The sequence below is a fragment of the Klebsiella sp. R445 genome, assembly GCF_051131755.1.
Taxonomy (GTDB): Bacteria; Pseudomonadota; Gammaproteobacteria; order Enterobacterales; family Enterobacteriaceae; genus Klebsiella; species Klebsiella lignicola.
Map to the genome: position 1 here is coordinate 26,114 of NZ_CP180446.1, position 15,647 is coordinate 41,760.

Genomic DNA, 15,647 nt, shown 5'->3' on the forward strand with positions numbered 1-15,647 from the left:
GGGCAACGATCCGCACAAAATTAGCGGCAAAAGCGGGTAAAACGGCCCGTGACAAACCTGGCATCCGTGTTGCATTAGATAATCCGAGTGAATAAAAGTTTTGGGCAACGGGCCAACGACGGTCAGTGTGTCCATGGATAAAGGCGTCCTGCAGTGCGTAAGCACTGCCGGGCGCTTTTTTTTGCGCGTTCTGGAGCGGGTATGGGCGATAAATTTTCGATTTCACGGCGGCGTTTTATACAGGCGGGTGCCGCGCTGGGTGGCGCTATGTTGCTGCCTGGCATGATGCACGGCGCGTGGGCTGCGGGCTCCGATAAACCGGAGCAAACCACCGTCCGGGTGGGATTTATTCCGCTTACGGACTGCGCGCCGATAGCCATCGCGTCATTGAAAGGGTTCGACAAGAAATATGGCATTACCCTGGTGCCAACCAAAGAGGCCAGCTGGGCGGCGGTGCGGGACAAGCTGATCGCCGGTGAGCTGGATGCGGCGCACATTCTTTATGGTCTGCTGTATGGCCTGGAGCTGGGGATCGCCAGCAAGCCGCAGTCGATGGCCAACCTGATGACTCTCAATCGCAACGGGCAGGCCATCACGCTCTCCAGCGATCTGCAGCAGAAAGGGGTGACCGACCTCGGCGGGCTGAAACGGCTGATTGGTCAAAGCGCGCCGGGTAGCTACACCTTCGCCCACACCTTTCCCACCGGCACTCACGCCATGTGGCTCTATTACTGGCTGGCCAGCGGCGGCATAAACCCGTTTGACGATGTGCGCACCGTGGTGGTGCCACCGCCGCAGATGGTGATGAACATGCGCATTGGCAACATGGTCGGTTTTTGCGTCGGCGAACCATGGAACGCAAGGGCGATCAACGATCGCATCGGCTTTACCGCCGCGACCTCTCAGGACGTCTGGCCCGAACACCCGGAAAAAATTCTCGGCACCCGTAGCGAATGGGTGGAACGCAACCCCAATACCGCACGAGCGCTGGTGGCGGCGGTGCTGGAGGCCTCGCGCTGGATCGAAGCCTCTGAAGATAACAAACGCGAAACGGCGCGTATCCTGGCGAAACGCGCGTGGCTGAATACCAAAGAGCAGTACCTCGTCGGGCGCATGCTCGGTGAATACGACAACGGGCTGGGGCGTCGCTGGCAGGATGCCCACCCGATTCGCTTCTACGACCAGGGGGAAGTGAGCTTCCCGTGGCTCTCGGACGGCATGTGGTTTTTAACCCAGTTCCGCCGCTGGGGATTGCTGAAAACGGATCCGGATTATCAGGCGGTGGCGCAACGCATCAACCGCATTGACGTATGGAAAGAGGCGGCGCAGGCGGTGGGCGGTATCACGCCGCCGTCGACGCAGATGCGCAGCAGCACATTGATGGACGGCACGGTCTGGACGGGGGCCGATCCGCAAGGTTACGCCCGTAGTTTCGCGATTCAACGTAAGGGGGCATGAAATGAAACACGCACACAAAACGCAACCGCCGGTCAGCGCTGAGCACGCGCCGGGCGAAGTCATTATTCTGCCGCCGGTACAGGTCCGGCGGACCACGCCGCCGCTCAGACGCTGGCTGCGTGAAACCGTTCAGCGACTCCTGCCGCCGTTGCTGGGGCTGGGACTGCTGCTGCTGTGCTGGCAGCTGGCGGCGATCAACGGCAAAGGCTTCCCGACGCCGCTCAGCACTCTGGACTCCGCCCTGACGCTGTTTGCCGACCCGTTCTATCAGGACGGGCCGAACGATATGGGGATCGGCTGGAACGTGCTGGCGTCGCTGCAACGTGTGGCGGTGGGGTTTGGCCTCGCAGCGCTGGTGGGCATCCCGTTGGGCTTTTTGATCGGCCGCTCGCTGTTCTTTGCCCGCATGTTTAATCCGCTGATTGCGCTGCTGCGTCCGGTCAGCCCGCTGGCGTGGCTGCCTATCGGTCTGCTGCTGTTCCAGAAGGCCGAACCTGCCTCCAGCTGGACCATCTTTATCTGCTCGATCTGGCCGATGGTGATCAACACCGCCGAAGGGGTGCGCCGCATTCCGCAGGACTATCTCAACGTGGCCCGGGTTTTACAGCTTTCGGAGTGGACGGTGATGCGCCTCATTCTGTTCCCGGCAGTATTGCCTGCAGTGCTGACCGGCGTGCGTCTGTCCATCGGCATTGCCTGGCTGGTGATCGTTGCCGCCGAAATGCTGACCGGCGGCCTCGGGATCGGTTTCTGGATCTGGAACGAATGGAACAACCTCAACGTGGAAAACATCATCATCGCCATCGTCATTATTGGTGTCGTGGGCCTGCTGCTTGAGCAGGGACTGATGCTGATCGCTCGTCGCTTCAGCTGGCAGGAAAAATAGGAGAGTCGCTATGAAACCATTAATTCAGGTACAGGCCGTGAGCCAGCGTTTCAACACCGCCAGCGGCGAGTTTCTGGCACTACAAAACGTCTCTTTCGACATTCACGAAGGGGAAACCGTCAGCCTGATTGGCCACTCCGGCTGCGGGAAATCGACGCTGTTAAACCTCATCGCCGGCATAACCACCCCCACGGAAGGCGGGCTGCTGTGTGATAACCGGGAAATCGCCGGACCGGGGCCGGAGCGCGCGGTGGTGTTCCAGAACCACTCGCTGCTGCCGTGGCTGACCTGTTTTGACAACGTGGCGCTGGCGGTCGATCAGGTCTTCCGCCGCACCATGAGCAAAGCCGAACGTAAAGCGTGGATCGAACACAACCTGGAGCGGGTGCAGATGGGTCATGCCATGTACAAGCGCCCGGGGGAGATCTCCGGCGGTATGAAGCAGCGGGTTGGCATTGCCAGGGCGCTGGCGATGAAGCCGAAGGTGCTGCTGCTGGACGAGCCGTTCGGGGCGCTTGACGCCTTAACCCGCGCCCATCTGCAGGATGCGGTGATGCAGATCCAGCAGGCGCTGAATACCACCATCGTGATGATCACTCACGACGTCGATGAAGCGGTCCTGCTCTCCGATCGCGTGATGATGATGACCAACGGCCCGGCGGCGACGGTGGGGGAAATCCTCAATGTTGATCTGCCGCGCCCGCGGAACCGGGTCCAGCTTGCCGACGACAGCCGCTACCACCATCTGCGTCAGCAGATCCTGCATTTCCTCTATGAAAAGCAGCCGAAAGCGGCGTAAGGGGCGGCTATGAAGCGGCAACTGGTGATTATTGGCAACGGCATGGCGGCCACCCGACTGGCGCAAACGCTGGTGGCGCGGGGGGGCGGCAGATTTCAGATAACGATTATCGGCGACGAACCCTATCAGGCCTACAACCGTATCCAGCTGTCACCGGTCCTCGGCGGGGAAAAAACGCTAGAACAAACGCAGCTGCTGCCCGCTGAGTGGTATTCGCAGCACGCGGTGACGGTGTTGACCGGCGCATCGGCGCTGGAGGTGGATACCGAGGCGCGCACGCTGCGTACCACCCAGGGGGAATATGGCTGGGATGAACTGATTTTTGCCACCGGTTCGCAGGCCATGATTCCGCCGCTGCCCGGAGTCGAGCTGCCACATGTCTATCCGTTCCGGACGTTTGCCGACGTCAGCCGCATTCTGGCGAGCGGTGGTCCGGCAGTGGTGATCGGCGGCGGGGTGCTGGGCGTCGAGGCCGCAGCGGCGTTACGACGTCATGGTGACAACGTCACTTTACTGCATCGCGGCCCGTGGCTGATGGAGCAGCAGACCGATGCCTTCTCCAGCCAGCAGCTCCAGCAGCAGCTGACGGAACGGGGGATCGCCTGTGTCACCGGATGTGCTATTGCCGCGATAGGCGAGCATGAGGTGGTGCTGGAGGATGGCCGGGCCTTTGCGGCCAGCCGGGTGGTGCTGGCGACCGGGGTACGCCCGAATATTACGCTGGCGCAGCGCAGCGGGATTACGTGTCATCGCGGCATCGTCGTCGATCGCCAACTGGCCACCGCGCTGCCGGGGATTAGCGCGCTAGGTGAATGCTGCGAAATTGACGGCGAAACCTGGGGGCTGGTGGCCCCCTGTCTGCGCCAGGCCGAAGTGCTGGCCGAGCGGCTCTGCGGCACACCGGGAGAGGACTTTACCTGGCAGGAGAGCGGTACTCGCCTGAAGGTCACCGGCATCGAACTGTTCAGCGCCGGCGACTTGCGGGCCGCGGAACAGGATCAACAGTGGACCAGTTGGGACCCGCTGGCCCGTCACTACCGGCGTCTGCTGGTTCGCGACGGCATCTTGCGCGGCGTTTTACTGTTTGGCGACTGCCAGCACGCGGCGCCGCTGACCGCGCAGCTGGGCGCCAGCGCGCCAACCGACTGGCTTTTCGACCCTTCTTCAACGCAGCCGCGTGCTGCAGGACATATCACCATGACAAAACCTGTTTTAGTCCTGATCGGCCACGGTATGGTCGGCCACCATTTTCTTGAGCAGTGCGTCAGCCGCAACCTGCATCAACAGTTTCGGATCGTGGTGTTTGGCGAAGAACGCTACGCCGCGTACGACCGGGTGCATCTCTCGGAGTATTTTGCCGGGCGCAGCGCGCAGTCACTGTCGCTGGTGGAGGGGGATTTCTTCAATCAGCACGGCATTGAGCTACGGCTGTCTGAGCCGGTGGCGAGTATCGACCGTGAAGCACGGCTGGTGCGCGATGCCAGCGGACATGAAACCCACTGGGACAAACTGGTGCTGGCCACCGGCTCGTATCCCTTCGTCCCGCCGGTGCCGGGCCATGACAGTGACGGCTGCTTTGTCTATCGTACGCTGGACGACCTCGATCGTATTGCCGCCTGTGCCAGTACCGCCAAACGCGGGGTGGTGATTGGCGGTGGCCTGCTGGGACTGGAAGCCGCCAACGCCCTGAAGCAACTGGGGCTGGAAACCCACGTCGTCGAGTTTGCCCCCAACCTGATGGCGGTACAGCTGGATAATGCTGGCGCGGCGATGCTGCGTGAGAAAATCACCGCCATTGGCGTCGGCGTACACACCAGTAAGGCAACCCAGGCGATTGTGTCTCACGACGACGGTCTGGTGCTGAATTTTGCCGATGGCGGGTCGCTGTCCACCGACATGGTGGTGTTCTCGGCCGGGATTCGCCCACAGGATTCGCTGGCGCGTAGCGGCGGCCTGACGGTGGGCGAGCGCGGCGGGATCTGCATCGATGACCAGTGCCGCACCTCTGACCCCGACGTACTGGCGATTGGCGAATGCGCTCTGTGGGACAACAAAATTTATGGCCTGGTGGCGCCGGGCTACCAGATGGCGCGAACCGCGGCGGCACAGCTGGCCGGGGAAACGGCCAGCTTCAGCGGCGCGGATATGAGCACCAAACTGAAATTGCTAGGCATCGACGTGGCCTCTTTCGGCGATGCGCAGGGGCGCACCCCGGGCAGCCAAAGCTATCAGTGGACCCATGGGCCGGAGCAAATCTACAAGAAAATCGTGGTGAGCGAGGACGGGAAAACCCTGCTCGGGGGCGTGCTGGTGGGCGATGCCAGCGATTATGCCACCCTGTTGCAAATGATGCTGAACGCAATGGCGCTGCCTGCGCGCCCGGAAAGCCTGATTCTGCCAGTGCTGGAGGGGAGTGCCCCGAAAGCGCTGGGGGTGGCGGCGCTGCCGGACAGCGCGCAGATTTGCTCCTGCCACAACGTCAGCAAAGGCGATATCTGCCAGGCGGTGAACGATGGTGCGGGTGATATGGCGGCGCTGAAAAGCTGCACCAAAGCCGCCACCGGCTGCGGCGGCTGCAGTGCGCTGGTCAAACAGGTGATGGAGTATCAGCTCGCGGCCCAGGGTGTTGAGGTCAAAAAAGATATCTGCGAACACTTCCCGTGGTCGCGCCAGGAGGTCTATCACCTTGTGCGGGTCAACCATATCCGCACCTTTGACCAGCTGATTAGCCGCTACGGGCAGGGGCACGGCTGCGAAATTTGTAAACCGCTGGTGGCGTCGGTTCTCGCTTCTTGCTGGAACGAGTATCTACTGAAACCGGCGCATTTGCCGCTGCAGGACACCAACGACCGCTACTTCGCCAATATCCAGAAAGACGGCACCTATTCGGTGGTGCCGCGGATGGCGGCGGGGGAAGTGACGCCGGACGGGCTGATTGCCATCGGCCAGATTGCCAAACGCTATCAGCTGTACAGCAAAATTACCGGCGGACAGCGTATTGACCTGTTTGGCGCCCGGCTGGAGTCGCTGCCGGATATCTGGCGCGAGCTGGCGGATGCCGGGTTTGAAACCGGGCACGCCTACGGCAAATCGCTGCGCACGGTGAAATCCTGCGTCGGCTCGACCTGGTGTCGCTATGGCGTGCAGGATTCGACGGGGCTGGCGGTGACCCTCGAACATCGCTACAAAGGGCTGCGCGCGCCGCACAAAATCAAAATGGCGGTCTCCGGCTGTACCCGGGAATGCGCCGAGGCGCAGGGGAAAGATATTGGGGTGATCGCCACGGAAAAGGGCTGGAATCTCTACGTCTGCGGCAACGGCGGCATGAAGCCGCGCCACGCCGACCTGTTTGTCAGCGATATCGACGACGCGACGCTGATCCGTACGGTGGATCGCCTGCTGATGTTCTATATCCGGACCGCCGACCGCCTGCAGCGCACCAGTACCTGGATGGACAACCTCGAAGGCGGCGTCGACTACCTGCGGGAGGTGATCCTCAACGACAGCCTCGGCATTGGTGAAGAGCTGGAGCAGGAGATGGCGCGGGTAGTGGAGAGCTATCAGTGCGAGTGGCAGACCACCCTGAACGATCCGCAGCGGCTGGCGCTGTTCCGCTCTTACGTCAACAGCGAGCAGCCGGATGAAGCGGTGCAGCGGCACAGCCTACGCGGCCAGCCGCAGCCGGTCGCTACGCCGGTACACCGTGAGGGCGCGGCCTCGTCCCGCCCATGGCAGGCCATTTGCACGCTGGACGCCATCCCCGCCGAGGCTGGGATCGGCGCGCGGCTGGGGGAACGGCAGATTGCGCTGTTCCGCTTCGGCGAGCAGGTTTATGCCCTCGATAATCTCGAGCCAGGCAGCGATGCCAACGTCTTGTCGCGCGGTATCCTGGGCGATGCCGGAGGCGAGCCGATAGTCATTTCGCCGCTGTATAAACAGCGCATTCGTCTGCGCGATGGCCGCCCGTGCGAAGGCGGTGAGCCGGCAGTTCGCGCCTGGCCGGTGAAGGTGGAAAACGGCACGGTGTGGGTCGGAAACCAGGTGCTGCTGGCCCGGGCGGAGGCGTCTTAATGGAGGAAACCCGAACCACGTGCCCCTATTGCGGGGTCGGCTGCGGTGTGCTGGTCCAGGTGGCGGAAAACGGCCAGGTCAACGTGCGCGGCGATGAGCAACATCCGGCTAACCTGGGGCGCCTGTGCGTTAAAGGGGCGGCGCTCGGGGAGACCACCGGTCTGGCAGGGCGACTGCTGACGCCGGAGCTCGATGGCGAACCCGTCAGCTGGCCGCAGGCGCTGGAGGCGGCAGGAAGCCGCCTGCGGGAGATCATTGCGCAGCATGGCCCGCAGGCGGTGGCCTTTTACGCCTCGGGGCAACTGCTCACCGAAGACTATTACGCGGCGAATAAGCTGATGAAGGGATTTATCGGCGCCGCCAATATCGATACTAACTCACGGCTGTGCATGTCCTCCGCGGTGACCGGCTATAAGCGCGCGTTTGGCGCCGATGTGGTCCCGTGCAGCTATGAGGATGTGGAATGCAGCGATCTGGTGGTGCTGGTCGGCTCGAATGCTGCCTGGGCGCATCCGGTCCTGTATCAGCGGCTGGTGCAGGCGAAGCGCGACAATCCGCACATGAAAGTGGTGGTGATCGATCCGCGGCGCACCGCCACCTGCGATATTGCCGACAGCCACCTGGCGCTGGCACCCGGCAGCGATGGCGGGCTGTTTGTCGGCCTGCTGAACGCCATTGCCGGGGCCGGCGAGCTGACGGGCGACTTTCGCGACCAGACGCAGGCACTGGCGGCAGCAGAAGCGTGGACGACGGCGAAAGTGGCCGCTTTTTGCGGGCTGGATGAGGCGCAGGTGGCGGCTTTCTATCGTGATTTTATTGCCGCGCCGCGGGCGATTACCCTCTACACCATGGGGATCAATCAGTCGGCCAGCGGTAGCGATAAGTGCAATGCCATTATTAACGCCCATCTGGCCTGCGGCAAATATGGCCGTGCGGGCTGCGGGCCATTTTCGCTGACCGGACAGCCAAACGCCATGGGCGGGCGCGAAGTGGGCGGGCTGGCGACTATGCTGGCGGCGCATATGAATTTTGAGCCCGAGGATCTGCAGCGGCTGTCGCGCTTCTGGGGCAGTGAGCGGCTGGCACAAACTCCGGGTCTGACGGCGGTGGAGCTGTTTGCGGCGATCGGGCGCGGTGAGGTGAAAGCGGTATGGATTATGGGGACCAACCCGGTGGTGTCGCTGCCGGACAGTCATGCCGTCAGCCAGGCGCTGGCGGCTTGCCCGCTGGTGATGGTTTCCGATGTCACCGCCGGCACCGACACCGCCGCCTTCGCCCATATCCGCTTTCCGGCGCTGGCGTGGGGCGAGAAAAATGGCACCGTCACCAATTCGGAACGGCGTATTTCCCGGCAGCGTAGCTTTTTGCCGCCGCCGGGAGAGGCGAAAGCCGACTGGTGGATCATTTCCCGGGTCGCCGAACAGCTGGGGTATGGCGAGGCGTTTGCCTGGCATCATCCGCATGAGGTGTTCAGCGAGCATGCGGCGCTTTCGGGGTTTGAAAATAATGGCCAGCGGGCGTTTGATATTGGCGGGCTGGCGCAGCTGAGCCGTGAGGCGTGGGATGACCTGGATCCGGTTCGCTGGCCGGTCAGCCAACGCGGTAGCGATCTCAATATTCAGCAGGGCTGGCATCGTGATGGCCGGTTGCGGATGGTGCCGGTGACGCCACAGGGCACCCGGGCGGTCACCGACGCTTTTTATCCGCTGATCCTCAATAGCGGCCGCATTCGCGATCAGTGGCATACCATGACCCGCACCGGGAGCGTGCCGCGTCTGATGCAGCATATCGCCGAACCGCTGGTGGAAGTTGCCGCGACGGATGCCGTGCGCCTGCAGCTGCACGACGGCGCACTGGCGCGGATCCGCTCGCCTCATGGCGTTATGGTGGCGAAAGTGAGCGTCAGCCATGGGCAGCGGCCTGGTTCACTGTTCGTCCCGATGCACTGGAATAACCAGTTTGCGCGCCATGGGCGGGTGAATAATCTGCTGGCAGCGGTGACCGATCCGTGGTCCGGTCAGCCAGAGAGCAAGCAGGTGGCGGTGGCGATTGCCCCGTGGCAACCGGCCTGGCAGGGCGAACTGTTTTGTCGCCAGCCGGTGCTGCTTCCGACTTCGGTGCACTGGCGGCGTCGCGCCGCGTCGGGCGTCAGCCATTTCTCGTTAGCCGGGGAAGAGAGCCCGCGTCGGTGGTTAACCGACTGGTGCCATCAGCAGGGGTGGCAGATGCAGGTAGCCGATGCCGGCACGGTCTGGAACCTGCTGGCCTGGCATGACGGGCAGTTGATGCTCGGCTGGTGGAGTGACGTCGCTGAGCCGACGATCGACGCCGCGTGGATTGCCGATGCCTTTAACGTCCCGTCGCCCGAGCCGGCGTTGCGCCACGCGCTGCTCGGCGGCAAAAAAGGCGGGGATGTGCTGCCGCCGGGGCGTATCGTTTGCAGCTGTTTTAGCGTGGGTGAGCGGGCCATCAACGAGGCGATTGCCAGTGGCTGTCGTACGGCCGGTGAGCTGGGTAAGGCATTGAAATGCGGGACTAACTGCGGCTCCTGCATTCCGGAACTTAAAGCGCTGCTGGCGGAGGTGAAAACACCGGCATGAGATTCAGTATATTCCTGAAATTTTCCCTGAGGCTGCGAGGGGCGGCAAAAAACGGTAAACTCACCCGTAGATGTGTTTATTAATGAGTTAACCTAATCCGTTCAATGTTGTTGTCGTACCGCGTGGCCCCACTCCTTGCGATACCCTTGCTGCTGGCAGGGGGTCCTGCCTGTGCCCTGCAAGACAGCCAGCCATTCAGTGAAAAACAGGCGGCACTCCCGGACCTGGGGATTGCTCCGCAGGTCGATGATGATGCCCGCCACTTTGCCGAAATGGCCAAAAAATTTGGCGAGGCCAGCATGAGCGATAATGGCCTGACCACGGGCGAGCAGGCGCGCATGATGGCGATCGGTAAGCTGGGTAACGAGGTCAGCCATCAACTGGAAAACTGGCTTTCGCCCTGGGGCAATGCCAATGTCGATCTGCTGGTGGATAAAGAAGGTCACTTTACCGGCAGTAAAGGCAGCTGGTTTATTCCGCTGCAGGATAACGGCGATTATCTGACCTGGAACCAGTATTCCGTGACCCAACGGGATAACGATCTGGTGGGCAATATCGGCCTGGGGCAGCGCTGGCGAAAAGGCGACTGGCTGCTGGGCTACAACTCTTTCTACGATAAAGTGTTGGGTGAAAGCATGGCGCGGGGCAGCGTCGGGGCTGAGGCGTGGGGGGAATATCTGCGCCTGTCGGCCAATTATTACCATCCTGTCGGCAGCTGGCAACGCAACGAAAGCCTGACCCAGGAGCAGCGCTTGGCCAGCGGGTATGATGTAACTGCCCAAGCGCGCCTGCCGTTTTATCAACACATTAATACCAGCGTCAGCGTTGAGCAGTATTTTGGCGATAGCGTCGACCTGTTCCATTCCGGTACCGGCTACCATAACCCGGTGGCGGTCTCGGTGGGGCTCAACTACACACCGGTGCCGCTGGTGACCATGACGGCAAAACATAAGCAGGGCGAGAACGGCATCAGCCAGAATAACGTGGGACTGAACCTGAATTACCGCTTCGGCGTACCGCTCAAGCAGCAGCTGGCGGCCGATGAGGTCGCGGCCAGCCGGTCATTACGCGGCAGCCGTTACGACAGCCCGGAGCGCGATAATCTGCCGGTGGTGGAGTACCGACAGCGTAAATCGCTGTCAGTCTATCTGGCGACGCCGCCGTGGGATCTGCATTCGGGAGAAACGGTGCAGCTGAAGCTGCAAATTCGCAGCCTGCATGGCATTAAGTCACTGAAATGGCAGGGTGATACCCAGCTGTTGAGCCTTACCGCGCCAGCGAACGCCAGCAGCACGGACGGCTGGAGCGTGATCCTGCCGGTATGGGACACTACGCCGGGAGCGGCAAACGTCTGGCATCTGTCGGTGGTGGTGGAAGATGATGCGGGTCAGCGCGTCTCATCCAATGAGATAGCGCTGGCGCTGACCGAGCCGCTGGTTAAGTTCTCGGCCGAGGGCATCTCCTGGCAGGAAACACCTTAGAAAATCCGCTCCTGATGCACCCAGACCGCTGCTTCCACGCGGGATTTCAGCTTCATTTTCTTCAGCATATGTTTCACGTGCACCTTCACGGTACTTTCGGTGATCTCCAGACGACGGGCGATCATTTTGTTCGGCAGTCCCTGGGCGATCAGCTTGAGAATATCGCGCTCGCGCGGCGTCAGCTGGTTGATATCGCGGTCTGAGGTGGCACGGTTAGCGCGCAGGCTGGCCGCCAGCACCGGGGTTAGGGCTTCGCTGAGCACCATTTCACCAGCCGCGGCCTGCTGCAACGCTTTGAGCAGATCTTCCGGCTCCATATCTTTCAGTAGATAGCCATCGGCTCCGCGTTTTAAAGCGGTGACTACGTCTTCTTCATGGTTGGAGACGCTGAAGACCACAATCCGCCCGGAAAGCGACTTTTCGCGCAGCTTATCAAGGGTCTCCAGGCCATTCATGCCGGGCATGTTGAGATCCAGCAGGATCAGGTCGGGATCGAGAGTTTCTGCGAGAGCGATACCCTGTTCGCCGTTGCTGGCCTCGCCAATAACCTGAATATCGCTTGCCATGCTAACGAGTTGCTTCACGCCGGTGCGCAGCATCGGGTGATCATCAATGAGCAGGATGGTGGCCCGTTCCTGTTGAGTCATAGGGTTCTCCTTATTGGATTGAAATCGATTTTTCCGGGATAAAGGTGACGACTACTTCGCTGCCGCCGTTTTCCCGGCGACGCACCTGACAGTCTCCGCGCAAACTCTGGGCGCGATCCCGCATAATAATTAAGCCGTAATGGTTGCTCCGCTCCGCATGGTCAGGCACGCCGCAGCCATTGTCGGCAACCACCAGCCGCACCTGATTATCGTTGAGCGATACGCTGACGATAACTTCGGTCGCCTGGGCGTGTTTCAACGCATTGCTAAGCGCTTCACGGGCAATTTGCAGCAGGTGAATCGCCTGATGCGAGGGGACAAACCGTGGCGGAAGCTGGTAGTCCAGCTGCACCGTGAAGCCGAAATGGGCGCTGTATTCCTGACAGCTTGACTCCAGCGCCGGGCGAAGTCCCGGCTCCGTTAATTGTAGCCGGAAGGTGGTCAACAGCTCGCGCAGCTGCGACCAGGAGGTATTCAGCTCGTTGCGGATCTGGCCCAGCAGCTGGCGGCTCTCTTCCGGCAGGTTGTCGCCCTGCATCTGCAGACAGCTGACCTGCATCTTCATACAGGAAAGCGACTGGGCGATAGAGTCATGCAGTTCGCGGGCGATAGTGGCGCGTTCTTCCATCACCATAAGCTGCTGCTGGTGCTCCTGGTGGCGGTCCAGCGCGAGGGTGGCGGTGAGCTGCTCGACCAGGGTATCGACCAGCTGTTGCTGATCGTGGCTCAGGTGACGGCCAGCCGGCAGGGTAGCCAGCAGGATCCCGTACTGGTTATGGGCGTCCGACAACCGCCACTTCAACGTGGCGCCGGAATCCGGCAGCGGCGGCAGGTCGCGTGGGCATAAATAGCAGCCTTTATCATCACACTGCAGATCGGAATGGCAGGTAAACTCCTGATGATTGTCTTCATCTTCGAAATCATAGACCCGCACTTCGATATCGCGCAGCAGCGTCAGCCCCTGAAGGCCATTGAGCACCGGTGAAATACGTTCGCAGAGCGGAGCGCTGGAGTGCAGGCGGCGGTTTGCCTGCCACAAAAAGGCGAGAATTTGGTTTTTCTGCTCCAGTCCGGCGGTTTTTTCCTGCACCCGTCGCTCGAGGACGGAGTAGCTTTCCGCCAGCTCCGCCGACATATTGTTGAGGGCCGTACCGAGGGTCGCCATCTCATCGCGGCCGCTGATATTCACGCGCTGGGTAAAATCGCGATGGCTGACCGCCCGGGCCATCTCAAGCAGCTGTTTCCACGGGCGCAGCAGCCGGGCACGTAGCCAGACGATGGTAAACAGAAACAGCAGCGCCATGCCGAAGGCCATCACCCGCTGCAGCCAGACTACATAGCGGATGCGCTGTTCGGTGGTGTGGTCAAAGGAGGTCACCAGGTGGTCGATCCGATCGACAAAGCTGGCAACGTCGGTGGCGACGGTGGCCTGGTTTTTCGCGTGCTTCATGCCCGGCGCCAGTTCCATCTGCCAGTATTGCTGCAAGGCTTTAAGCTGGCGATCCTGTCCGTCCCTGAGGGCGGCATTTTGCAGCTCTTCACTGAAGACGGTGGCGTTCATATCTTCCAGCAGCTTCTGGTCGCTGTCGGTAAGAGGGACCGCCGCCAGCAGGCGATAGCTTTGCATCCTCAGCGATCCGGCTTTATTGATGGCGTGGGCGCTACCCTGCACGCCGTGCACCAACCGGGCCGAGATCCCGATGCCAGCGACACCGATCGCCGTCGATAGCAGCACGATTAACGCCAGTTGATTCACTAACGTAAGCGGGGTAAAAAGACGTTTTAACATAGAATGCGTGGCTCCTGACCGGCAAACCATCCGGGAGTGGCGACTATTCTCGGATATCCCATGGAGTATACCCATACCCATAAGGTATTACCCCTTAATTGTCGGTGGTGGGTAGGTTTACGGTGGCGCAGGGTATAAACCCGGCAGCCATGTGAAAAACCACACTTTTTTTGTCAGGAAAGACTACTCACTTCGGGTAATGATTTATTTTTAAGCAAAATGATGACCACTTTTCCTTTGATTTATATCAACTTACCGCCCTTCGTAACCCCTAATGTAGCGGCAGAAAATCTAGATAATCAGAGGTATTTATGAGTCAATCTTCCCTCCCGGAGAAGGCCAGTACTTCAGTCATCACCGACTGGCGTCCTGAAGATCCCGAGTTTTGGCAACAGCGCGGCCACCGTGTTGCGAGCCGAAATTTATGGATCTCCGTTCCCTGTCTGCTGCTGGCGTTTTGCGTATGGATGTTGTTCAGTGCGGTGGCGGTGAATCTGAATAAAGTCGGCTTCCAGTTTACCACTGACCAGCTGTTTATGTTGACCGCGCTGCCGGCGCTGTCAGGAGCATTATTACGCGTTCCTTATGCTTTCATGGTGCCGCTGTTTGGTGGCCGTCGCTGGACCGCATTCAGCACCGGGATCATGATTGTCCCTTGCGTCTGGCTGGGCTTCGCGGTGCAGGATACCTCTACGCCGTTCAGTATCTTTGTGATCATCTCTCTGCTGTGCGGTTTCGCCGGGGCAAACTTTGCCTCCAGCATGGCTAACATCAGCTTCTTCTTCCCTAAACAGAAGCAGGGCGGCGCCCTCGGCCTGAATGGTGGTCTGGGTAACATGGGCGTCAGCGTGATGCAGCTGGTTGCTCCGCTGGTGATTTCGCTGTCTATTTTCGCCGTGTTCGGCGGAACCGGTGCCCAACAGCCGGATGGCTCCGTTATGTACCTGGAAAATGCCGCCTGGATTTGGGTGCCGTTTCTGGTGGTACTGACGCTGGCGGCATGGTTCTTTATGAACGATCTGTCCGCGTCCAAAGCTTCTCTTAGTGAACAGTTACCGGTACTTAAGCGTGGTCATCTGTGGGTCATGGCGCTGCTGTATCTGGCAACCTTCGGTTCGTTTATCGGTTTCTCCGCCGGCTTCGCCATGCTGTCGAAAACCCAGTTCCCGGACGTGCAGATTTTGCATTTTGCCTTCTTCGGGCCGTTTATCGGTGCGCTGGCGCGTTCGCTGGGCGGGGCGATCTCCGACCGTCTGGGCGGGACTCGCGTGACGCTGGTGAATTTCGTGGTGATGGCTATCTTCAGCGGCCTGCTGTTCCTGACGCTGCCGGCTCATGGTGAAGGCGGTAACTTTATTGCCTTCTTCGGCGTGTTTATGGTGTTGTTCCTGACCGCCGGTCTGGGGAGTGCCTCCACCTTCCAGATGATTTCGTTAATCTTCCGTAAGATGACGATGACCCGCGTAAAAGCGCAGGGCGGGAGCGAAGAGCAGGCCATGCGTGAGGCGGCAACCGATACGGCAGCGGCGCTGGGCTTTATCTCTGCGATTGGCGCCATCGGCGGCTTCTTTATCCCGAAAGCATTTGGGATTTCGCTGGAGCTGACCGGTTCGCCGGCTGGCGCGATGAAGATTTTCTTCGTCTTCTACGTGGCCTGCGTGATCATCACCTGGGCAGTTTACGGACGTAAGCAGAAGTCTTAAGCTGTACCGAAATCGAATTCAGGGCGCAATGCAAATTGCGCCCTTTTTTTGTGCCATCGTCCGACGCCACATCTGCACTGCATCCGACCGGCTTACCCCGTTCTACCCCTTAATACCCGGCGTCATAGTGGAATGGCGCGGCTGGCGGTAATTTCGCAATAAAATCCTTTTAAAACAAATAGATGAAAAATAGAAAAAGCTACCACTTCAGGA

General features: G+C 60.5%; 9 protein-coding genes. 7 read left to right on the forward strand and 2 right to left on the reverse strand.

Going from position 1 to position 15,647, the window contains the following annotated elements; translation table 11 throughout:
• Window positions 1-201: 201 nt before the first annotated feature.
• From ACMYSN_RS00130 to ACMYSN_RS00155, 6 genes are all read left to right on the forward strand, one after another.
• Window positions 202-1,458, forward strand: a complete 1,257-nt coding sequence (locus ACMYSN_RS00130; protein WP_462496553.1) for a CmpA/NrtA family ABC transporter substrate-binding protein — start codon at window positions 202-204, stop codon at window positions 1,456-1,458.
• A gap of 1 nt (window position 1,459) precedes the next feature.
• Entirely contained in the window at window positions 1,460-2,344 is an 885-nt protein-coding gene (ntrB, locus tag ACMYSN_RS00135; RefSeq protein WP_462496554.1) for an ABC transporter permease, read from the forward strand.
• Between the two features lie 10 nt (window positions 2,345-2,354).
• A complete protein-coding gene (locus tag ACMYSN_RS00140; protein ID WP_462496555.1) occupies window positions 2,355-3,143 on the forward strand; it encodes an ABC transporter ATP-binding protein in 789 nt (262 codons plus the stop codon).
• 9 nt (window positions 3,144-3,152) lie between these two features.
• Window positions 3,153-7,214 (forward strand): nitrite reductase large subunit NirB, encoded by a 4,062-nt coding sequence (gene nirB / locus ACMYSN_RS00145; protein ID WP_462496556.1) that lies wholly within the window; start codon window positions 3,153-3,155, stop codon window positions 7,212-7,214.
• Window positions 7,214-9,814, forward strand: a complete 2,601-nt coding sequence (locus ACMYSN_RS00150) for a nitrate reductase (protein WP_462496557.1) — start codon at window positions 7,214-7,216, stop codon at window positions 9,812-9,814. Before nirB ends, ACMYSN_RS00150 begins: the two co-directional genes overlap by 1 nt.
• A gap of 104 nt (window positions 9,815-9,918) precedes the next feature.
• Entirely contained in the window at window positions 9,919-11,295 is a 1,377-nt protein-coding gene (locus ACMYSN_RS00155; protein WP_462496558.1) for a YchO/YchP family invasin, read from the forward strand.
• Here the strand turns inward: ACMYSN_RS00155 and narL are convergent.
• Window positions 11,292-11,942 carry a two-component system response regulator NarL gene (narL, locus tag ACMYSN_RS00160; protein ID WP_123754755.1) on the reverse strand — a complete coding sequence of 217 codons (651 nt, stop codon included), beginning with the start codon at window positions 11,940-11,942 and terminating at the stop codon, window positions 11,292-11,294. The genes ACMYSN_RS00155 and narL overlap by 4 nt on opposite strands.
• Before the next feature lie 10 nt (window positions 11,943-11,952).
• On the reverse strand, window positions 11,953-13,731 hold the full coding sequence (narX, locus tag ACMYSN_RS00165; RefSeq protein ID WP_462496559.1) for a nitrate/nitrite two-component system sensor histidine kinase NarX: 1,779 nt from the start codon (window positions 13,729-13,731) through the stop codon (window positions 11,953-11,955).
• 311 nt (window positions 13,732-14,042) lie between these two features.
• Between narX and ACMYSN_RS00170 the strand changes: the two genes are divergently transcribed.
• Window positions 14,043-15,434, forward strand: coding sequence for an MFS transporter (locus ACMYSN_RS00170; RefSeq protein WP_462496560.1), 1,392 nt, complete (start codon window positions 14,043-14,045; stop codon window positions 15,432-15,434).
• Window positions 15,435-15,647 lie beyond the last annotated feature (213 nt).